We start from the raw sequence: 20,287 nt of genomic DNA on the forward strand, positions 1-20,287 counted from the left end.
TTCGGTCTCCCTGGGAAGTCGTGGGGTGCGGGCCGGTCGCTCAGACGCGCTCGACAACCGTCGCGATGCCCATGCCGCCGCCGACGCACAGCGTGGCCAGCCCATAGCGCTGCCCGCGCCGCTCCAGCTCATCGACGAGCGTGCCCAGAATCATCGCCCCGGTGGCGCCGAGCGGATGCCCCATGGCGATCGCTCCGCCATTGACGTTGATCTTGTCCAGGCCGAGCCCCATGTCCTTGGCGAAGCGCAGCACGACGGCCGCGAAGGCCTCGTTGATCTCGACCAGGTCGATATCGTCGATCGTCAGCCCGGCCTTGGCGAGCGCCTTGCGGGTGGCGGGCGCGGGTCCGGTCAGCATGATGGTCGGGTCGGCGCCGCAGACGGCGGCGGAGACGATACGGGCGCGGGGGGTGAGGCCGTAGCGCTCGCCGACCTCGGCGCCGCCGATGGCGACGAGGGCCGCGCCGTCCACGATGCCGGAGGAGTTTCCGGCGTGGTGGACATGGTCGATGGCCTCGATCCAGTGGTACTTCTGCAGCGCCACGGCATCGAACCCGCCCGCCGCGCCGATCGTGGCGAAGGACGGCTTCAGCCGCGCCAGGGATTCGGGCGTCGTCCCCGGGCGGATGTGCTCATCGCGGTCGAGGACGGTCATGCCCGAGCGGTCGCGGACCGGGACGACGGAGCGGTCGAAGCGGCCCTCCTTCCACGCGAGCGCGGCGCGCTCCTGCGAGAGCGAGGCGAACGAGTCGACGTCATGGCGGGAGAAGCCCTCGACGGTGGCGATGAGGTCGGCGCCGACGCCCTGGGGGACGAAGCCGGTCTCGTAGTTGGTCATCGGGTCGGCGAACCAGGCCCCGCCGTCGGAGCCCATCTTGACCCGTGACATCGACTCGACGCCGCCCGCCAGCACCAGGTCCTCCCAGCCGGAGCGGACCTTGGCCGCCGCCAGATTGACGGCTTCGAGGCCCGAGGCACAGAAGCGGTTCTCCTGGACGCCCGCGACCGTATCGGGCAGGCCGGCCGCGATGGCCGCGATCTTCGCGATGTCGGAGCCCTGGTCCCCGAGGGGGCTGACCACACCGAGCACGACATCGTCGATGGCCGCCGGGTCAAGACCTGGCAGCCGCCGCTGGATCTCATGGATGAGGCCCACGACGAGGTCCACCGGCTTGGTGCCGTGCAGGGCCCCGTCGGCCTTGCCGCGCCCCCGCGGGGTGCGGATGGCCTCGTATACGTACGCTTCGGTGCTCACGTCAGCAGCCTTTCGGGGGGTGTCGGACAGGCAGAGAGAGCGCGCTTCATATGGGGCTCTCCTGCGGAAAGGGCGGCACGCCCCAGTCGCGGGCCACCTCGGCGGCGTCCGCCCCGGGCCGGGCGGGCGGGCGGCGCACCGCGCCCGGGGTGGCGGAGAACCGCGGGGCGGGGGCGGGCTGGGTGATGCCGCCGTGGTCGACGAAGGTGGCGCGGGCGGCCAGATGCGGATGGCCGGGGGCCTCGCGGAGGGAGAGGACAGGGGCGACGCAGGCATCGGACGAGGCGAAGACGGCCGTCCACTCCTCGCGGGTGCGCTGCTTGAAGCGGTCGGCGATCAGGGCGCGCAGCTCACCCCAGCGGTCGAAGTCGCGGCGGCCCGGCGCCTGGTCCGCGATTCCGAGGAGCTCGATGAACTCGGCGTAGAACTTGGGCTCGAGGGCTCCGACGGCCATATAGCCGCCGTCCGCGGTCTCATAGGTGCCGTAGAAGGGGGAGCCGCCGTCGAGGAGGTTGGCGCCGCGCCGGTCCTGCCAGCCGCCCGCCGCCATCATGCCGTGGATGACGGCGGTCAGATGGGCCGTGCCGTCCACGATCGCGGCGTCCACGACCTGGCCCTCGCCCGAGGTGCGGGCGTGCTGGAGGGCGGCGAGGACGCCGATCACCAGATAGAGCGAGCCGCCCGCGTAGTCCCCGAGGAGATTGGCGGGGACGGCGGGCGGGCCGTCCGGCGCGCCGATCATGCCGAGCGCGCCGGTGACCGCGATATAGCCGATGTCATGGCCTGCGGTCTCGGCGAGCGGGCCCTGCTGGCCCCAGCCGGTCATCCGGCCGTAGACCAACCGGGGGTTGCGTGCCCGGCAGGCGTCGGGGCCCACGCCCAGGCGCTCGGCGACGCCCGGGCGGTATCCCTCGATGAGGATGTCGGCACGCTCCACGAGATCGAGCACGGCCGCCTGGCCCGGCTCGGTCTTGAGGTCGAGCAGCACCGAGCGCTTGTTGCGGTTGGCCAGGTCGTACGCCGGGTCGACCTTCAGCCCGCCCGTGCCGCCGGGCCGGTCGACGCGGACCACATCGGCGCCGAGGTCGGCGAGGACCATGGCGGCGAACGGCCCCGGCCCGATCCCCGCGAGCTCCACCACGCGCACCCCCGCCAGCGGGCCGTGCTCTGTCGCCGCCATGCCGTCCCCAAACCGTATGACACCACTGCTGTAACACCGCTGATGCTAAGAACGCGCCCGGCATTCCACAAGCCCCCACGGCGAGCCTGTGGATAACCGGGCGGGCGCTCAAAACACCTCGCTCACCAGGCATTTGACCGCCCGAGCCGGACGGAGCGCGGGCCGCCGGTCCCTCAGCCGGCCCTCTCCACGCTAGCGGCAGACGCCGGCAACGGCCGCTCGGGCACGAGGTGGTCATCGGGTGCGCCCGGGTCGGTGAGCCGGGCGAGACGCTGGGGAACATTGCCGCCGACCAGCACGATCACCACCAGGGTGAGCCCGAAGGTGAGCACCGCCAGCGCCCGTCCGAGGGACATGCCCTCCGCCAGGTGGGCGCCCAGCACCGGCGCGACCGCGCCGCCGAGCGCCCCGGTGTTGTACACGAAGCCGAGCGACGCGGCACGGGTCTCGGTCGGGAAGTGGCCCGCGATGTACTTGGGCAGGATCCCGGAGATCCCCTGGCTGAGGGCGAGCAGGAAGAACAGCAGCACCCCGAGCCCGGCCAGGCTGTTCTGCACCGCGAACACCGGGAAGACGAAGGCCAGCGAGGCCAGGAGGGTCAAGGCGTACGCGCGGCGGGTGCCCAGCCAGTCGCCCATGAACCCGGCGAGCCAGCAGCCGGCCATGGTCCCGAACCCGGCGTAGAACATCATGTCCGCGACCTCGCCCGGGTCGTAGCCCAGCTCCTTCTTCAGATAGGTGGGCAGCAGCGCCTGGATGGGCCAGCTGTAGAGGAACGCGCAGAACACGGTGCACATCAGCGCCATGTACAGCACCCAGCGCCGCCGCCCGCCGAGCTGCGCGGCGAAGGCGAACAGACACCCCGCCGCCACCAGCGCCAGCGGCCACACCATCCCTTCGCCCACCGGGGTGAAGACGCAGAACAGCGCGACGCTCGCGGCCACCGCCAGCCCCGTGTTCAGCGAGGCCCGGCGACGCCCGGCGAACAGCGGCCGGAACGGGTTCGGGCGCGGCCCGCCGCCGGTCGCCTCGCTCCAGTCCCCGCTCTCCGGGAGCGCGCGCCGCACCCACAGGGCCACGAACACGGGCAGCACCCCGATCCAGAACATCCAGCGCCAGCCCCAGTGGGGCACGACCCACTTGTAGAGCTCGGCGGCGATGATCGAGCCGCCCGCGAACCCGGAGATCAGAAAGCCGGAGGCGCGGTTGCGCAGCCGGGCCGGCCAGCTCTCCAGGGCGTACGTCGCGCTCGCGCTGTACTCCCCCGCCATCCCCATGCCGATCAGCAGCCGGGCGGTGAACAGGCTGAAGTAGTCCCATGCGAAGCCGCAGGCGAAGGTGCCCAGCGAGTAGAGCAGAATGCTGACGACCATGGCGGGTTTGCGCCCGTAGCGGTCGCCCAGCGCACCGAGCAGCGCACCGCCGAGCCAGCGGGTGATGAACGCCCCGGAGACCAGGGAGGCCGCCGAGGCGTCGCTGAGGTCGAACTCGTCGGCTATCTCCGTCAGGACCAGCGTGATCAGGACGAAGTCGAAACCGTCGAGCAGATAGCCGATCCAGGCGGCGAACATCGCTTTCCACTGCCGGAGGGAGACTTCCCGGTACCAGGGCAGGGGTGCGGTCACGGCAAGAGCCCTCCATATTCCAGAAGTTGACGGACTGACTTCACAGCGGCGTCGCCCAGCGGCACCTGGGGAGGGGCGGTGGCCGGGCAGTCGATCAGGCCCAGCAGATGCAGGGCGGCCTTGAAGGCACCGAGCGCGGAGGAGCTGCCTCCCATGGCGGCCGGGTCGCCGACGTCGGTGATGGCGAAGAGCGCGGCCAGCCGGTCCTGCTCGGCCGCCGCCCGCTCCCAGCGGCCCGCCCGCGCATGCTCGTACAGCCGTACATAGCCCTCCGGGTCGACGTTCCCCAGGCCAGGGACGACCCCGTGCACCCCCGCCAGCAGCGCGCCGTCGACGGCCAGCTCGGAGCCGGTGAGCACCGAGAAGGAGGTGTGCAGCCCGCGCCGGCGCACCTCGACCAGGAGGCGGCGCAGCGCGCCGTCGTCCCCGCTGCTGTCCTTGAGCCCGGCCAGCGTGCCCTCGGCGGCGAGCGGGAGGACGGTGGCGGGCGTGAGCTTGGTGTGGACGGAGGCCGGGATGTCGTACGCGAAGAGCGGCAGACCGGCGCCGCCGCGGATGCGCCGGAAGTGGTCGGCGATCTCCACGGGGTGGGTGCGGGTGTAGAAGGGGGCGGTGGCGACGAGCCCGTCCACGCCCGACTCCACCGCCGTACGGGCGTGGTCGAGCACCCGCTCGGTGGTCATGTCGATCACCCCGGCGAGCACCGGCACCCGCCCGGCCGCGGCCTCGGTCACGGTCTTCAGGACGGCGCGCCGCCGGCGGTCGCTCAGATAGGCGGCCTCGCCGCTGGACCCGAGGACGAACAGACCGCTGACTCCGGCGCCGATCAGCCGCTCGGCGAGCGCGGTGAGGGAGCGGGTGTCGACCTCGCCGGAGGGGGTGAGCGGGGTGCACAGGGGTGGGACGACACCGGTGAGCGGGGTCGGCAGACTCATCGAGAACCTGGCCTTCTGACGATCGTACGAATATTTCAGTCATTCAGGACGTCGGACGTCCCATGTTCGCGCTGAATCTGACGGAGCGCCAACACGGTGTCAAGCCCCCGGACGCGTCGTCGTCCCTCCAGCGCGCCGTCCGAATCCCGCCAGCGCCGGGCGGCCCCGACGACCAGCATGGACGGCATGAGCGAGAACTACGAGATCCGGGCCATCGCGCCCGAGGTACTGAAGCAGCTGCGGATCAGTGACGACGCGGGCAACCCGCCGCGCATGGTGGTCGACGAGGAGGGCGGCAACCCGCTGCGCTGCTGCCTGGGCCGCAGCCGGCCGGGCGAGACGATCGCGCTCGTCTCATACGCCCCGCTGCGCCGCTGGGCACTCGAGACGGGCGCCACGCCCGGCCCGTACAGCGAGGTGGGCCCGGTCTTCATCCACACCGAGGACTGCGGCGGCTGGCCGGGCGGCGGCTACCCGGACGCCATGCGGGGCGAGCGCAGGGTGCTGCGGGCGTACTCCGCCGAGGGCGCCATCATCGGCGGGCTGCTGCTGGACGGCGGGGACCTGACAATCGAGGAGGGGCTGGCGGAGGTCTACCAGCGGAATCCGGAGGCGGCCGCGGTGCACGTACGCGCCGTGGAGTACGGCTGCTTCCACGCGGAGACGCGGCGGACGGCCGGCTGAGCGGCGCTGCGCGCGTACGGGGGTCGCACGCAGATGGCGCTTGCGCCCGGGGCGCTTGGCGGGCGCGGTTCACGCGCCTGTTGGGTGCGTCTTACGCGCCTAGTGCGTTTTACGTGCCTGGTGGGCGCGGCTTACGCTTACGCGCCTGGTGCGTACGCCTCACGCCCCCGCCAGCGCCCGGCGGCACAGCGCGTCGGCCCGCCGCGTGGTCTCCGGCAGCCGGTAGTCGCGGGCCAGGTGCAGCGCGTACGCGCAGGCGTCCGCGAGGGTCACCCGGTGGCCGACGGAGACGAAGGCCGGCTTCACGCCGTCCTGCGTGCGCAGCGCGCGCCCCACCTCCTCCGCCCCGTCCAGGAGCGGTGACCACTGCCCGCGGCGCCGACCGGGGGCGTCGTGGGTGAAGGTGAAGGGGTTCTTGGCCACGCCGATGGTGGGCAGCCCGGTCAGCACCCCCAGATGGCTGGCCAGCCCGAAGCGGCGCGGGTGGGCGAGGCCGTAGCCGTCGCAGACCACGACGTCGGGGCGGTGCCCGAGGCGGTCCAGGGTGCCCAGCGCGTCGAGGACGGCCGGGATCTCGCGGAACGCCAACAGGCCCGGCACATAAGGGAAGGTGACCGGGCCGACCGCCGTGGCCTCCCCCACGACCGCGAGGCCGCGCGGGTCGAGCGCGACGGCGGCCGCCGCGACCACGCCCCGCTCGTCGTCGTAGGCGACGTCCACGCCCACGACGGCGCCCGCGCCGCTGCCCGGCGCGGGCAGGTCGCCGCCCACCAGTACGGAGCCGCGCAGCCGCTCCTGGACAGCGGCCGCCTCGGCCTCGGTCGTCGGCCAGCCCGGCGGGAGCTCGTAGCTGGGCTCGGCGGCGGGCCCGGGGTCGAATGCGCTGGTCATGATGCACCCCACGCTACTAGCCTCGCGATCATGTTCGTATTGGAACTGACCTACACCGCGCCCCTCGAGCGCATCGACGCCGCGCTCCCCGACCACGTGACCTGGTTGCAGGGGCGCTACGCGTCCGGCGACTTCATCGCCTCCGGCCGCAAGGTCCCGCGGGACGGCGGGATCATCCTGGCGGTCGGCGACGACCGCACCAGGATCGAACGGCTGGTGGCGACCGACCCGTTCTCGGTCGCGGGCCTGTGCGAATACCGGATCACCGAATTCCTGGCCACGAAGACCTCTCCCGAGCTCGCGGCCCACCGCCAACAGCCGCCGCCGTCCTGATCCGCCTCCGGCCGGACCTACCTCCCGACCAGACTTGTCTTCTGACCGGACTTACCTCCCAGTCGGCTCCAGACGGGCCACGCGGCCCTGCTCGCCCGCCGCCCAGCAGCCCAGGTCCGGGGCGCAGTCGACAGTGTCGTACGAACCCTGGTCCACCGTGCGCCAGGTGCGGCCGCCGTCGGTCGTCACATCCGTACCCGTCGGGCCGACTGCGAGAGCGGTGCGACGGCTGTGCGGCAGCCAGGTGACGCCCGAGCGGTACGCGGGCGGCGGCGCGTCGGCCACCGTCCAGACCGCCCCGCCGTCCGCCGTGACGGCCGCCGCCTTCGGGGACGGCTGCCCGGCGCGGTAGTCGCCGCCGACGGCCAGGCCGGTGCGGGCGTCGCGGAAGGCGAGCGCGAAGACGCCGCGCGCCGGGTCGCCCGCCGGGAGCGGTGCGTCGACCACCGTCCAGGTGCGGCCGCGGTCGGTGGAGTGGAACACGCGCGCGGTGGCCGCGCCCCCGGTGGCGAACCACGCGTCCCGGCGCCCGGCGCTGACCAGGCACTGCCCGCCGGCCGCGAACGCCGCCTCGCCCGGCTGTGCGGCGGGCATCCCGTCCGAGGGCAGCACGCGCCAGCTGCGGCCGCCGTCGCCCGTCGCCAGGACGCGGTACTTGCCGTCGACCGGGTCGCTGAGCGCGATGCCGTTGCGCGCGTCGAAGAAGGTCAGGCAGTCGTAGAAGGCGCGCGGATCGGTGTTGCGGAAGCTCTCCGTCCAGGTCGCGCCGGCATCGTCCGTACGGAACACCCGGGACGCCTCGCCCTCACCGATCGCCAGCACCACCGCGCGCCGCGCGTCGAACGCCTCGATGTCCCGGAACTCCAGCCCCTCCGCACCCGGGGGCGACACGTTGCGCCAACTGCGCCCACCGTCGTGCGTACGCAGCACGGTCCCCTTCGAGCCCGCCACCCACGCCGTCGTACGGCTGACGGCGGCGAGCCCGCGGAACCGGGCGTCGCTGCCGCTGTCCTTCAGCCGCCACATCGCGCCCGACAGGCCCTCCGCGCGCCCTTGTCGGGCCTGCGCCGGCGCGGCGGCAACGGCCGATAGGAGCGCCGCGCCGCACAGCCCGGCCGCTGCCGCGCGTCTCAGCGTCCCCGTAAGCCTCTTGAGTCCTGTGAGCCCCTTGGTGGTCTTCTTCTCCGTCATGGCGCCGGAAGCTAGCCCATTGGAGGGACGCCGTCCACGGACGAGTGACGCCGGACGCCGAATCGCGGGACCGGTTGGGCCTTCCTATGGTGGGGCGGGGGGAGCGAGGAGGCGTACCGCATGTCAAACCCCGTGTTCCACCGTTCGTCAGACGAGTTGTCGAATCCCCAGAGCCGAGCCGGGGGCTGAGGCGGCCATGGACGTCGAACGCTCGAAGCCGTATGTGGGAACCATGGTCACCATCCACTACGAAGCGGCGCGATGTCTCCACGCGGGCGAATGCGTCCGGGCGCTGCCTCAGGTCTTCGACCCCGAGCGGCAGCCGTGGATCCAGCCGAACGGCGCCCCCGCGGATGTCGTCGCCGAGATCGTCCGGCGGTGCACCTCCGGCGCCCTCCGCTACCGGATGGCCAACGGCCAAACCGAGACCCCGGTCCGCCCCACGGCGGTCACCCGTACGGACTCGGGCCAGATCCTCGTCCGCGGCGACCTCCGGGTCGAGACCGCGACGGGGCCCCGCCAGGAGACCCGCGCGGCGTTGTGCGGCTGCGGGACGAGCGCGAACGCCCCGTACTGCGACGGATCCGGCCCCTGCGGCAGCCGGCCCTAGCCGTTGTCCCAGCCGTCTCCCCCGCTACGGCCGGGCGCCGGGGACTCGTCGGTCGCCTTGGCCGGCTTGGCCGGTTCGGCCGGCTTTGTCGACTTGCTCGGCTCCGCGGCGGGCGGCTCGGTCGTTGTCGTGGTCGGCTCGGGAGTCGCGGTCGCGGTCTGGTCCTGGCTCTGGGTCGGCTTGGGCGTGGCGCTCTGCGTCCGCGTCGGGGTCGGCTGCCGGGTGGCCGGGGGCCGGGTGGGGGTCTTCGCCGTGGACGGCGTCCCGGACGCCGATGTGCTCTTCGACGTGCCGGACGTGCCGGGGGCGGACGACGCCGACGAGGGCGCCGTGGACGAGGACGGCGAGCGCCCCGGCGACTGATCGGCGGCGTCGCCGGAGGGAGCGCCCTTGGTGGAGCGCCCGGAGGCGGCATCGCCCGAGGCCCCGTGTCCCGCCGTGTCCGACCGCGCCGACTCCTGCCCCCACGGCGACGAGGTCGCTCCCGGGGACGATGCGGACGAGGGTTGAGAGCCCGCCGTGCGCTGCTCAGGTCCGGACGAGTCGCCGCCCGTGAGCACCAGCCCGGCCGCGACCGCCGCCCCCGCGAGGGCCAGCGCGCCCGCCCCGGCCATGACCGCGACCGGCCGGCCGGCCCGGCCCGCCCGTCGCCGCGCCCGGTGGCGCGGGGGGCGGTCCTCGGACGTCCGGGCCGGGAGCTTCACCGTGTCGGCCGCCGGGCCCGCGTGGGCGCCACCCGACGGCAGGGAAGACAGGGCCGCCACCGCGCCGCCCGCGCGGGCCAGCGGCACCAGGTAGTCGGCCGTCCCCCGGGACAGGAGAACCATCAGGGCAGGACCCACCAGCGCGGACAGCCGCACGTCGGCCGCCATCAGCTGCTCCACCCGCGTCCGGCAGTCCGCACAGCCGGCCACATGGATCGCGACCTGCTCCGCCTGGGTCGGCGAGTCCGCGCCCCGTACATGCTCGGGCAGCCGCTCCCAGCACCACCCGCAGGCCGGGTCGGCCGGGCCGCCCGGCTGGGCCCGCAGGAAGTGCTGGCGCATCCCGTCCCGGGCCCGCTCCAGCGCGGCGGCGGGGCTCGTACCCGCCGCCGCCCGGCGGCCCACCTCCGCCACCGGCGGCTGCCGCTCCGCTTCCGCCTGCCACAGCGCCTTCACCCACCGCTGCGGCAGATCCTCGATGACGCGCGCGAGCAGGTCGACGTAAGAGACGCGCTGCGCCCGGTCGCGCCTTGCGGCGGACATGGCAAGGTCACGCACGGTGGCCTTCAGAACGGCCGGAACATCACCGACGGCCTCGCCCGACCGCAACCGCCGCCACACGAGAAAGTACGCCTCGGCCACCGCGTCCTCGGCCGGCCATGGGGTGCCGATGAGGGTGCGGGCGTAGGCGATGAGGTGTGGATGGTGGTCTTGGTGGAGCCGGATGTAGGTATCCGCGTCCAGCGATGCGGGACCTTCGGTCATGGTGGAACAACCCCTGGAGTGATGCCTCGCCGAGCCGCGGTTTTGTAACAGCTCAGCACGGCACCTGAGACTTTGCGTGGATTCCGCAAGCCTAAATGTCGCATCTCCACCCGAAAATATGGTCGTGACACACGTCACGTCCGCCGCGGGTGCACTGGGGTCATAGCCCGTACGTCTTACAGACGTAGAGAGGCAAGGACCCGCACCGAGCCGCAAGGAGCAGGCGTTGTGACCACCACCATCATCGATCAAGCCGTCCAGGCCCGCCTCATCGCGTCGACGCCCGAGGCACGCGCCATCCCCGCATGCCTGCGCTACGAACGCGAGGACCCGTTCGCCGTGCGCGTCTCCTTCCCGCCCACCGCGTCCCTGGACGGGGAGGCGGTGGAGTGGACCTTCGGGCGTGAGCTGCTGACGGCCGGATTGCGGGGCCCGGCGGGCAGCGGCGACGTGCTGGTGTGGCCGTGCGGCCCGCACCGCACCGTTCTGGAGTTCCACGCCCCGGAGGGCATGGCCATGGTCCAGTTCGACACCGATGATCTCCAGCTCTTCCTCGACCGGTCGTACACCCTGGTGCCCGAGGGCAGCGAGAGCGAGCGGCTGGACCTCGACCACGACCTGGCCGTGCTGCTGCGGGAGGCCTGAGGGGGCAGGGCGACCGGCGGTGCCCGCCGCGCCCGGCGCCGATGCCGGGCCGCCCCCTCTCCCGGGCACCCTGCTCCCCTGCCGCCCACTCCCCCGTCTCGCCTGCGCCCCCTGATCCCCCGTAATCCCCCGCTCCCCCCCTTTGCTCCCCTGCTCACCCGGCTCCGCCGGCGTCGCTCGCGACCGCTCCTCAGCCGGCCGCCGCCAACGCGCCCGAGAGCGTCACTCCGGTGACCGCGACCGCCACCGCCGACCGCACCTGACCGAGCGCCTTCTCCAATGCGGGCCCCACCTGGCCGCTGCGCCGCGCCAGCTCGGCGATCCGGGCCTTGTGCGCCCTGGCGTCCGCGGCCGTCACGACGGTCCGCAGCTCGCCCGCCGCGGCGAGGGCGACGAGCGCCGCATCCCCGGCGGACACCTCCGACACGCTCTGCCCGCCGCGCAGCAGCCGCACCACGTCCTCCCGCATCCCCGCCACCACATCCGGCCGCTCCAGCTCGTACTCCTTGACAGGCAGCAGCCCCAGCGCCCGCCTGCCCTTGGCCCGCACATAGCCGGCCGCCACGAGCTGGTCGCGCACCGCGCGCTCGGTCAGCCGTACGTGGTGCCTCACCCAGGCATGCCAGGTGTGCGGCCGGGATTCGAAGATAAGTTCGAGCAGCGAGTCGAGTGCCGAATCCCCGGTCCTGGCGTCGGCGACCGGCCGCGCGACGCCGTCCTCGTCGGCCAGCATCCCGCGCTGCGCGAGTTCGGTGAGGGCCCCGGCCCGCACCAGATACGGCAGATGATCGGCATCGGCGGGCCGTCCGGTACGGGGATCCCAGGCCAGCAGATAGAGCTTGGCGGCGAGTGAGAGGGAACCGTTGGGCACGGGGGCCTCCTGAAATCTGCGACCTGCCTCATTGACCACGATCTCCTCAGTACCCCCGAGGTGTCACTTCACGACGGCCCCACGCACGCCGCTCGCCCGGAGACGCCCGCCTCCCGAGAACCGATGTGGTGACTGCTGTCACCACACTCGCCGGCGTGACGACGACGCGCACCCCCCTTGCGCGCGCGTAGCCGACACGGCCGGACATGGTCCCCTTGATACGCGGTGCCTCCGGGCGAACAACGCTTCCGGTGGCTGCTCCCTCTGAGCGCTACTCCTGGTAGAGCTTGACGACCGCGGTCGTCGTAGTGCGCTCGAAGTCGGCCACCGGGGCCTGGTCGTAGCCGCCCATCTCGCCCCACTGGACGATGGTCACGGTCCGTCCGTCGCGGCCCACCCCGAAGAGGTGGATGCCCGGCTCTGAGTCCGGGTACGAGGTGTGGACGCCGTAGACGTGGGCCCCGTCCTCCGCCCGAACCGCTCCATAGTCCCGCCAGGAGGCGGTGCCCTCCGGGTGGTCCCGCTCCCAGTCGGAGGCGCAGTTCTGGATCTTCTTCTCGGCGGCCGCGGCGAGCTTGCGGGCGGCGTCCACGGTCCCGGTCCTGACGACGACCTGGCTCGCGCTCGTGTCGTACTCGGTCCAGAACGTCCGGTGGGTGGCGCCCGCCGAGGGCAGCGTGTGCTCGACGCAGAATGGACCGTTCTCCGGCAGACCCTTGGTGACGTCGCTCGCGTACCAGTCCGACTTCGGGTGCGGCGGCAGTTCCTTGGGCACCAGATGGGCCGGAACCGCCTGAACGCTCGCCTGGGCCGTTCCGGTCCCGACAACGGCCACGGCGGCCGCGGTGACCGCGGCGAGGGCGCCGAGGCCGGCGCGGAGGGAGCGCTTGTGCTTGTGCCTGTGCATGAGGTGTTTCCCGTCTCTTCGGCCCGCGTCTGTACGGACCGGATCTGCGCGGACCGGGGCATCGCGGTCCGAGTCTGTGATACGCCACGGCGGTCGCGGCAGCAGGTTCCCAGCGTGGGCGTCGCCGTGCCGCCGCCGCTACGGGTGGCGTGGCATCCGGGACGCTGGAATGCCTACACGTACTCTGACTTGGGGGAACAACAACAGCCTGGAACGCGGTCGCGGGACGGTGGAACCTGAGCGCGGGTGGCGGTGTATGGAATCGTGGGGGGTGGTTCAGGTGAGCAACGGGGAAGAGATCACCGAGTTCGCGGAGAGTCTGCGCAGGCTGAAGGACCGATCGGGCCAAAGCTACGGCGCGCTGGCCACGCGACTGCACGTCAGCACGTCGACGCTGCACCGCTACTGCAATGGTGACGCGGTGCCGGCGGAGTACGCGCCGGTGGAGCGCTTCGCGCGGCTGTGCGGAGCCACATCGGAGGAGCTGATCGCCTTACACCGCCGGTGGCTCCTGGCGGACGCGGCGAGACGAGCGGCCTCCGGCCGGGGCGGCAGCGTGCCGACGACCACGCCGGACGGCGCGTCAGGGCACGCCACAGCCAAGCGCGGCGTGGCGACGCAGGCCGTCGGGGCGCCCGATGCCGTTGGACGGACCGTCGATGCCCACAAGTCGGGGCGGGCCGCCGACCCGCACCATCACCCGCCGCAGGCCGCCCGCACCACCGACCCGGCGGGGCAGGGCGGCAGAGAGCAGGACGTGGCAGGGCTCACCGCCGACCGCCACGACGCGGCGGGTCAGGCGGCTGCCGTAGGCGGCGATGAGGAGCAGCGGTCGGCAGCCGACACCGGCGGCGAGCCGCGCGGAGCGAAGCGACAGCGCGCGGCGGACGATTCACCGACCCCCACCGGGCCACGAAACCCTTCGTCCCCGGCCCAGCCGGACCACCGCGCGCCCGGGCCGTCACGGGCCCGCGCGAGCGAGGCGGGGGGCACGGCGAAGGACGCCACCACGGGGAGCAACACTTCCGCAGGCCGGGCCACGGTGCCCTTCGCCGCAGAGGGCTCGGCCGACTCCGGCCACGACAAGCGCGGAAAGACTCCACCTCCCACCGGCCCAGGGGCCGACGTGCCCAGGGACGACACGGCCCAAGGCCACACCAAGGCAGCCCCCAGCGCCGAAGGCACGGCGGGGCGCGAGGCGGGCCAGGGTGGTGCCTCGCGTGCGGGCGGTGTTGGCACGGGACCAGGGGCGCGTGGGGGTGATGGTCCGTCGGCCGAGCGGCAGCGGGCACGGGCCGGTGGCGAACGGCGCGCGGTAGGGGGCAACGTGGCGCGGGGCGGGCGGGCGACCGATGGTCCGGACGGGGGTGCGGCGGGAGCTGCGGGAAGAGGGAGGAGGAGCGCGGCGGGGCGCGGATCGTTGCGGCCCGTGCCCGCGGTGGACGGCGCGGGGAGGCGGACGGACGGGCTTCGCGCCTGGCGGAGCCGACGGTGGGGGCTGGTGCTCGGGGCGGCCGCGGCGGCCGTTCTCGCTCTCACGGCCGTGGAGGTGCGGTCGACCACCGGGGGCGAGCGGGAGGAGGCCGCCACATTCCCCTCATCGCCCTCGTCCCCCGCACCCTCCGCGCCCGCCTCAGGCACCGCACCATCAACCCGCCCCACCGCGCGGGGCGAGCTCAAGAAGGACGACACGGCTGACGGGCACGAGTCGGCCTCACCCCGGGGCGGCAAGCGGCGCGGCGGCGCGTCCGCCTCCGCGTCGCCCGGGCAGGGCGGATCCAGCGGCGGCGGCTCGGGCGGCGGCCGGGACGACAAGCCGGGGAGCGGCACCCCGCTCACCATCAGCACTCGCTCCCACGTCTGGGAGAACGGCTGCGGTCACCGCTATCTCATCAACCGTCCCCCGTCCCAGGTCGCCCCGCCGCCCGTCGAGCAGGACGCCGCGGCCTGGGCGTCCGCGCATGGCGCGGTGCACGGCGGCACGACGAACGTCGAGATGACGGTGAAGGGCCGCTCGGAGTCGGCCGTCGTGCTGCAGGCCCTGCACGTGCGGGTGGTGGGGCGGCGCGCATCGCTGCCCTGGTCCTCCTTCACGATGGACAACGGCTGCGGCGGTTCCCTGACCCCGCGCGCCTTCTCCGTCGACCTGGACGCCGCCCGCCCCCTGGCCGTCCCGACGGACGGCAACGACGCCGGCGAGCCGATCCCCGCCGTCCGCTTTCCGTATCGCGTGTCCGACACGGACCCGGAGGTGCTGTTGGTCAACGCCCGTACGTCCGGCTGCGACTGCAGTTGGTATCTGGAGCTCGACTGGACCAGTGGCGACCGCGAGGGGACGATACGGATCGACGACCACGGCGCGCCGTTCCGCACCAGCGGTGTCAAGGGGCGCCCGGAGTACGGCTACCAGTTCGAGGAACAGGTCTGGCGTCGGAATGACTAGGCGTCATACGCACGAGCGCTCACTCCTGCGCGGTCATCAGGAACAGCGCGGCATCGCGGACGTCCGGGTGCGGGTGGCGGCGCAGCGTGCGCAGGCGGGTCCGCCAGGGCTCCGCCCATTCCGTACGCGCGCCGCCCACGTCGGTGAGGGTGACGGCGAACAGCCCGGAGGCGAGTGCGCCGTCGTCGCCGAGGTCCCGCGCGGCCCGCAGCAGGGCCTCGCTCCGGCCGGGCCGCGAGGCGGTACGAAGCCTCTGGCTGAGGGCGTCGGCGGTATGGGCCGCGAGCGCGGGCCGGGTGGCGTGCAGACGGGCCAGCCGGGCGAGTGCGGCGGTGAGGACACGGGGCTCGGCGTCCAGGTCGACGGCGTTGACGAGCACATGGGCGGCGTCGGCGACGAAGGGCTCGTAGCCCGCGAGGAGTTCGGCCGCCGCGGTCGCCACGGGCCGCATCGTGCCCGGCCGCATCCGGCTGTGCTGGGCCAGTCTGTCGGTGATGCGCCGGATGCGGCGGCGGGCCGGGCGGTCACGGTCCGGTTCGGCGTCGGGCACCTGCGGGTGGGCGTCGGCGGCGGCGAGGGCCGCGAGGACCCAGGCCAGGGGGTTGTCCGCGGGCATGCCCCCGGGCACGGCGGCCATCAGGTCGATCAGCGCGTCGGCGGCGGACTGCCAGCAGGCCCGGTCGTCCAGATCGGTGGCGGCGGCCACCAGCACCGCCGCCGAGTCCGGCGCCCAGGGGGACCAGGTGGCGAGCGCGGCGTGGCCCGCCCAGGCGACCTCGGGGTCATCCGTGTCGCATGCGTCCTGTACGAGGCGGGCGTAGCGGGCCCGGTGGAGTTCGGGCAGGTCCAGCGGGCGTGTGCGCAGCACGACCCACCGCAGTTCGCGCCGCTCACGGGCGGCGGCCGCCAGCAGCTCCCAGGCGGACTCGTGGCCGAGCAGCCCGGTCGCGAAGACCACACAGGCGGCCCGCACATCGTGGTGCTGGCCCGGCGCGTCGTACACGTCGGCGAGCAGCGCGGCGGCGTCGGCGGTCGGCAACCGGGTGGCGGCCAGCCGCGCGGCCTCCTTCCGGCTGGTGACCTTCGCGGGCACGGCTGGAGCCACCGGAGCGGCCTGAGCAGCCGGACCGTCAGCCACCCCAGCAGCCGCCCCGGGTACCACCCCGACGCCCACAGCCGCGGGGCCCGCCGCCGCCTCCCCCGGCACGAGCACCCCGCGCAGCAACCCCTCCAGCCGCGCCGGCGCCACGTACTGGGATGCCCTCGTGCCCGCGTAGACCGCCACCCGGGCCCGGTCGCCGCCCGCGTAGGTGAGCAGCAGGGGAAGGTGGTCCCCCGGGCGGTCGGTCCGGGCCAGGGCGGCGAGGGCGGCCTCCGCCAAGGCCACGTCTTCGGAGTCGGTCCAGGCCAGGGCGGTCTCGGCGCCGTAGTCCGGGATGCGCGCGGCGGCGGCGATGGCCGCCGTGCGCTGGTCCGTGCGCAGCGAGCCGTCGGCGGCGGCGCGGGCGAGGAGCCGGGCCGCGGCGGCGCGCTGGCGGGGCAGCCAGCGGCCGGTGCTGTGGTCGACCGGGGGCGTCCAGTGGCTGCCGGGCGTCAGAAAGCGGCCGTAGGGAGGGGTGTCGTCCAGCACGACGTCGAGCAGATCGGTGCGGCGGTGCGTCAGCACCGCGAGGACGGGCGGCAGCACGGCGGCCGAGGGCTCGAGGGCGAGCAGTTCGGCGACCCGCTCGTCGCGCCGCGCGGGGTCGTCAAGCCACAGCCCCACGGCCGTGCGGACGGTCGTGTTGCTGCCGAACTGAATGGCCTGCCGCAGCAGTTCCTGCAGCTCGGGCATGGCGTGAGCGCGGCGCCCGAGCGAGCGGGTGAGGGCGAAGGTCAGCTCGTGGTCGACCCGGTCGGCGCCCGCCTCCAGCCATGGCCGCAGCGCCTCGAAGACCGCCTGTTCCTGGCCGCGCCGCAGGGTGTGGTCGAGCCGGCCCAGGTCGGTGCGGCCGACGTTCCCGGCGAGCCGGGTGACGGTGCGCAGCGCCCAGCCGATCAGCTCCCGCCGGCCGGTGACGGCGTGTTCCCGCAGGAGGGCGACGGCCAGGAGGCGCAGGGCCTGCCGGGTCGTCGGCGAGGAGTCGCGTGCCTCGATGGCGTCGGTGGCGATCCGGTCCAGGTGTTCGGCGGCCGCGTCCGGGAAGAGGGAGGGGTGCGTTTCGGCCAGTGCGCGCAGCGCGGCCGACCGCACCGGGTCCTGTTCGTTGCGCAGCCGCTCCAGCAGGGCCAGCAGCGAGGTGACCGCGTCCGGGTCGCCGGAGCGGGCGGTGTTGCGTACGAGGAGCGGGTAGGCCAGCGCGCGGTCGTCGGCCGAGGAGCGGCGGGCGGCCCGCAGCAGTTCATCGCGCGCCTCCTCGACCGGCAGATACGCGACCGACTCCAGCACCGTCGCCCAGTGCGCGCCCCGCTCATGCGCCCGCGCGGCCATCCGGCGGGCCTCGGCCACCCGGCGCGGCCGGGGCAGCACCTCGAGCAGGTCGGGTTCCACATCGGCGCGGCTCAGGTCGCGTTCGGCGACGGCCGCGTCGAAGAAGTCGGGGCGGCGGGCGGGCGGCAGGGCTGCCAGCAGCCGGGACAGGGCGTGGGCGTCGTGGCCCAGCGCCCGCGCCAGGTCGACCAGTTCGGGCGGGTTCGCGCGGACCAGTCGCCGCAGCACGGCCCGCTCCAAGCCCCGGCCGCGCAGGACTCCGGCGTGTTCGGGCGCCAGCAGGAGCCGTATCGTACGGCCGGGCTCGGCGGCGGCCAGCGCGCCCAGCCGATGCCGCACCGGAAGCGGCAGCACGCTGTGGCACAGCTGCTCCAGCAGCCCGAGGACCCGCTGCGGCTCGGCGGACGCCGCGAGCGCGACGCAAGGGGCGTGGCGGAGCCACCAGTGGTGGCGCAGCGCCTCGGGGAGCGCGACCAGCTGCCGCTCGGCCTCGTCGAGGACCGCGGCGGGGTGGCGGGAGGCGAGGGCGCGCCAGCTGGTGACGGCGTGGAAGAGGTGCGGGAGCAGCCGGGCGACGGTCTCGGGCCCGCAGGCGGGCAGCAGCCGGGCCGCCTCCGCGTCGCCCCAGCGTTCCCGCAGGGGCCCGACGAGGCGGTCGGCGAGCGCGGTGCGCCGCCCGGCGACGACGGTACGGGCCAGCTGGCGCCGTATGGCGGCGGGGGCGGCCTCGAATGCGGCCTCCAGCGCGGCGTCCGTGAGCCGGCCGCGGCGCGCGGCCTTGAGGGCTTGGCCGCGTACGACGGGGTCGGGATCGGCCAGCCGCAGTTCCAGATAGCCGGTCCGGCCGCCGACCGCCGCGGCAGTCGCGGCCAGCGCCCGCTCGTACCCGCCACGCTCCGACAGTTCGTCGAGCAACCCCGCCAGTTGTCCGTGGGCGCTCGCCGCCCGTGCTCGCAGGGCCAGCTCCCGCATCCGGCTCGGGTAGGGCAGCGGATCGAGGGCGGCGAGCAGTTCGTCGGCGAGAGCGTGCGGGGACTGCGGGGCTTGCGGGGATCGCGGGGCTTGCGGATCACGGACCATGGCAGGGATTGTGCATGCCGGGCGGTCAGCCGAGGACGTCACCCCCGGTTCCCCCGTCACTTTGGTGTACGCGTACACCAGCCAGACCAGGTGGATGCCCCTCACACGCCGTGCGAGGCCGGGAGGCGCCGCCTAGGCTCGGTATATACGGGTTCATGCGCACCGCCGCAGGTATGCGCACCGTCCCTCCGAGCCCGGAGGCACCCCATGCCGGAGCTGTTCATCGGTGGCCAGTGGACCGCCGCTCTCGACGGACAAGTGAGGGAGATCCACTCCCCCGCGGACGGCAGGCTGGTCGGCACGGTCGACGACGCCGGCCCCAAGGACGCCTCCGCCGCGGCCGAGGCCGCCCGGGACGCGTTCGACCGCGGCCCGTGGCCCCGCCTCCCCGCCGCGGAGCGGGGCAGGCTGCTGCTGCGCGTCGCCGATCTGCTGCGCCGCGACAAGGCGGAGCTGGCCCGCGCGGAGTCGATGGACACCGGAAAGCGGCTGGTCGAGAGCGAGTACGACCTCGACGATGTCGCCGCCTGCTTCCACTGGTTCGGCGATCTGGCCGCCACCGACGGGGCGGACCGGGTCGTCGACGCGGGCCGCCCCGAGATCGACAGCAGGGTCGTGCATCAGCCGGTCGGCGTCTGCGTCCTGATCGCCCCGTGGAACTACCCGCTGCTGCAGACCAGTTGGAAGGTCGCCCCCGCGCTCGCCGCCGGCGACACCTTCGTCCTCAAGCCCAGCGAACTGACCCCGCACTCCGCGATCGGCCTGATGCGGCTGCTGGCGGAGGCCGGGCTGCCCGCGGGCACCGCCAATCTCGTCCTGGGCACCGGATCGACGGTGGGCGCGCCGCTGACCACGGACGAGCGGGTGGACATGGTGTCGTTCACCGGCAGCGTGCCCACCGGGCGATGGATCATGGCCGCCGCCGCGCCCACGGTCAAGAAGCTCACGCTGGAGCTGGGCGGCAAGAACCCCAATGTGGTCTTCGCCGACGCCGAGTTCGACGCCGCCGTGGATCACGCCCTGACCGCCATCTTTCTCCACTCCGGACAGGTCTGCTCGGCGGGCGCCCGGCTCCTCGTCCAGGAGAAGCTGCACGACGCGTTCGTCGACGAGGTCGTCCACCGCGCCCGCAGAATCCGGCTCGGCGGCCCCTTCGACGAGAACGCCCGCGCCGGCCCGCTGATCTCCGCCGACCACCGCGAGAAGGTCGCGATGTATGTGGCGGCCGGGCTGGACGAGGGCGCGGTGCTGCGCTGCGGCGGCACACCCCCGGCCGACCCGACGCTGGAAGACGGCTACTACTACCTGCCGACCGTGCTGGACGACTGCACCCCGGACATGTCCGTCGTCCAGGAGGAGTCGTTCGGCCCGGTGCTGACGGTCGAGCGGTTCCGCGACGAGGACGAAGCGCTCGCCCTGGCCAACGACACCGTCTACGGCCTGGCCGCGGCCGTATGGACGCAGGACGCCGCCCGGGCACACCGGATGGCCTCGCGGCTGCGCGCCGGGACGGTGTGGGTCAACGACTTCCACCCGTATGTGCCGCAGGCCGAGTGGGGCGGAATGAAGCAGTCCGGCACGGGGCGGGAGTTGGGCCGGGCTGGGCTGGCCGATTACCAGGAGACCAAGCACATCTGGCGCAACACGGCGCCGAGCCCGCAGCACTGGTTCGAGTAGCCGCCCCCCTGATACGCAAGC

Annotated in this window: 16 protein-coding genes; 6 read left to right on the plus strand and 10 right to left on the minus strand. The window is 73.9% G+C overall.

Translation table 11 applies throughout. From position 1 onward, the window contains the following. Positions 1 to 40 precede the first annotated feature (40 nt). The 4 genes from ACFV2X_RS20645 to ACFV2X_RS20660 form a co-directional block, all read right to left on the minus strand. Complete coding sequence (locus tag ACFV2X_RS20645) at positions 41 to 1,255, minus strand: acetyl-CoA C-acetyltransferase (RefSeq protein ID WP_385618284.1); 1,215 nt, start codon at positions 1,253 to 1,255, stop codon at positions 41 to 43. 46 nt (positions 1,256 to 1,301) lie between these two features. Beyond that, a complete protein-coding gene (locus ACFV2X_RS20650) occupies positions 1,302 to 2,435 on the minus strand; it encodes a CaiB/BaiF CoA transferase family protein (protein WP_385618286.1) in 1,134 nt (377 codons plus the stop codon). 173 nt (positions 2,436 to 2,608) lie between these two features. Beyond that, positions 2,609 to 4,006 carry a sialate:H+ symport family MFS transporter gene (locus tag ACFV2X_RS20655; protein ID WP_385618533.1) on the minus strand — a complete coding sequence of 466 codons (1,398 nt, stop codon included), beginning with the start codon at positions 4,004 to 4,006 and terminating at the stop codon, positions 2,609 to 2,611. A 50-nt stretch (positions 4,007 to 4,056) separates the two neighbouring features. Next, positions 4,057 to 4,995, minus strand: coding sequence for a dihydrodipicolinate synthase family protein (locus tag ACFV2X_RS20660; protein WP_385618287.1), 939 nt, complete (start codon positions 4,993 to 4,995; stop codon positions 4,057 to 4,059). Positions 4,996 to 5,181: 186 nt separating this feature from the next. Here ACFV2X_RS20660 and ACFV2X_RS20665 point away from each other — a divergent pair, with 186 nt between their 5' ends. Further along, entirely contained in the window at positions 5,182 to 5,679 is a 498-nt protein-coding gene (locus ACFV2X_RS20665) for a DUF1203 domain-containing protein (RefSeq protein ID WP_385618289.1), read from the plus strand. 159 nt (positions 5,680 to 5,838) lie between these two features. Here ACFV2X_RS20665 and ACFV2X_RS20670 read toward each other — a convergent pair whose 3' ends face one another. Next, positions 5,839 to 6,570 (minus strand): endonuclease V, encoded by a 732-nt coding sequence (locus ACFV2X_RS20670; protein WP_385618291.1) that lies wholly within the window; start codon positions 6,568 to 6,570, stop codon positions 5,839 to 5,841. A 30-nt stretch (positions 6,571 to 6,600) separates the two neighbouring features. Here ACFV2X_RS20670 and ACFV2X_RS20675 point away from each other — a divergent pair, with 30 nt between their 5' ends. After that, positions 6,601 to 6,903, plus strand: a complete 303-nt coding sequence (locus ACFV2X_RS20675; protein WP_385618293.1) for a YciI family protein — start codon at positions 6,601 to 6,603, stop codon at positions 6,901 to 6,903. Positions 6,904 to 6,954: 51 nt separating this feature from the next. Here the strand turns inward: ACFV2X_RS20675 and ACFV2X_RS20680 are convergent, their stop codons facing one another. Further along, positions 6,955 to 8,094, minus strand: a complete 1,140-nt coding sequence (locus ACFV2X_RS20680; protein ID WP_385618295.1) for a WD40/YVTN/BNR-like repeat-containing protein — start codon at positions 8,092 to 8,094, stop codon at positions 6,955 to 6,957. A gap of 196 nt (positions 8,095 to 8,290) precedes the next feature. On the opposite strand from ACFV2X_RS20680, the gene ACFV2X_RS20685 reads away from it, so the two are divergent. Continuing rightward, entirely contained in the window at positions 8,291 to 8,704 is a 414-nt protein-coding gene (locus ACFV2X_RS20685) for a (4Fe-4S)-binding protein (protein ID WP_385618297.1), read from the plus strand. Here the strand turns inward: ACFV2X_RS20685 and ACFV2X_RS20690 are convergent. Then, entirely contained in the window at positions 8,701 to 10,173 is a 1,473-nt protein-coding gene (locus tag ACFV2X_RS20690; RefSeq protein WP_385618299.1) for a zf-HC2 domain-containing protein, read from the minus strand. The genes ACFV2X_RS20685 and ACFV2X_RS20690 overlap by 4 nt on opposite strands. Positions 10,174 to 10,401: 228 nt before the next feature. On the opposite strand from ACFV2X_RS20690, the gene ACFV2X_RS20695 reads away from it, so the two are divergent. Then, entirely contained in the window at positions 10,402 to 10,818 is a 417-nt protein-coding gene (locus ACFV2X_RS20695; protein ID WP_385618301.1) for an SsgA family sporulation/cell division regulator, read from the plus strand. A 190-nt stretch (positions 10,819 to 11,008) separates the two neighbouring features. On the opposite strand, the gene ACFV2X_RS20700 is transcribed toward ACFV2X_RS20695, so the two are convergent. Both ACFV2X_RS20700 and ACFV2X_RS20705 read right to left on the minus strand, forming a co-directional pair. Further along, entirely contained in the window at positions 11,009 to 11,689 is a 681-nt protein-coding gene (locus tag ACFV2X_RS20700) for a GPP34 family phosphoprotein (RefSeq protein ID WP_385618303.1), read from the minus strand. Positions 11,690 to 11,960: 271 nt separating this feature from the next. Beyond that, complete coding sequence (locus ACFV2X_RS20705) at positions 11,961 to 12,596, minus strand: hypothetical protein (RefSeq protein WP_385618305.1); 636 nt, start codon at positions 12,594 to 12,596, stop codon at positions 11,961 to 11,963. A gap of 280 nt (positions 12,597 to 12,876) precedes the next feature. Between ACFV2X_RS20705 and ACFV2X_RS20710 the strand changes: the two genes are divergently transcribed. Next, positions 12,877 to 15,039: a helix-turn-helix domain-containing protein gene (locus ACFV2X_RS20710; protein ID WP_385618307.1), complete on the plus strand. Its 2,163-nt coding sequence runs from the start codon at positions 12,877 to 12,879 to the stop codon at positions 15,037 to 15,039. Between the two features lie 19 nt (positions 15,040 to 15,058). Here the strand turns inward: ACFV2X_RS20710 and ACFV2X_RS20715 are convergent, their stop codons facing one another. Next, positions 15,059 to 18,589, minus strand: a complete 3,531-nt coding sequence (locus ACFV2X_RS20715; protein ID WP_385618309.1) for a hypothetical protein — start codon at positions 18,587 to 18,589, stop codon at positions 15,059 to 15,061. A 207-nt stretch (positions 18,590 to 18,796) separates the two neighbouring features. On the opposite strand from ACFV2X_RS20715, the gene ACFV2X_RS20720 reads away from it, so the two are divergent. Beyond that, complete coding sequence (locus ACFV2X_RS20720; protein ID WP_385618312.1) at positions 18,797 to 20,266, plus strand: aldehyde dehydrogenase family protein; 1,470 nt, start codon at positions 18,797 to 18,799, stop codon at positions 20,264 to 20,266. The last annotated feature ends 21 nt before the right edge of the window (positions 20,267 to 20,287 follow it).

The sequence above is a fragment of the Streptomyces sp. NPDC059679 genome (genome assembly GCF_042734105.1).
Classification (GTDB): Bacteria; Actinomycetota; Actinomycetes; order Streptomycetales; family Streptomycetaceae; genus Streptomyces.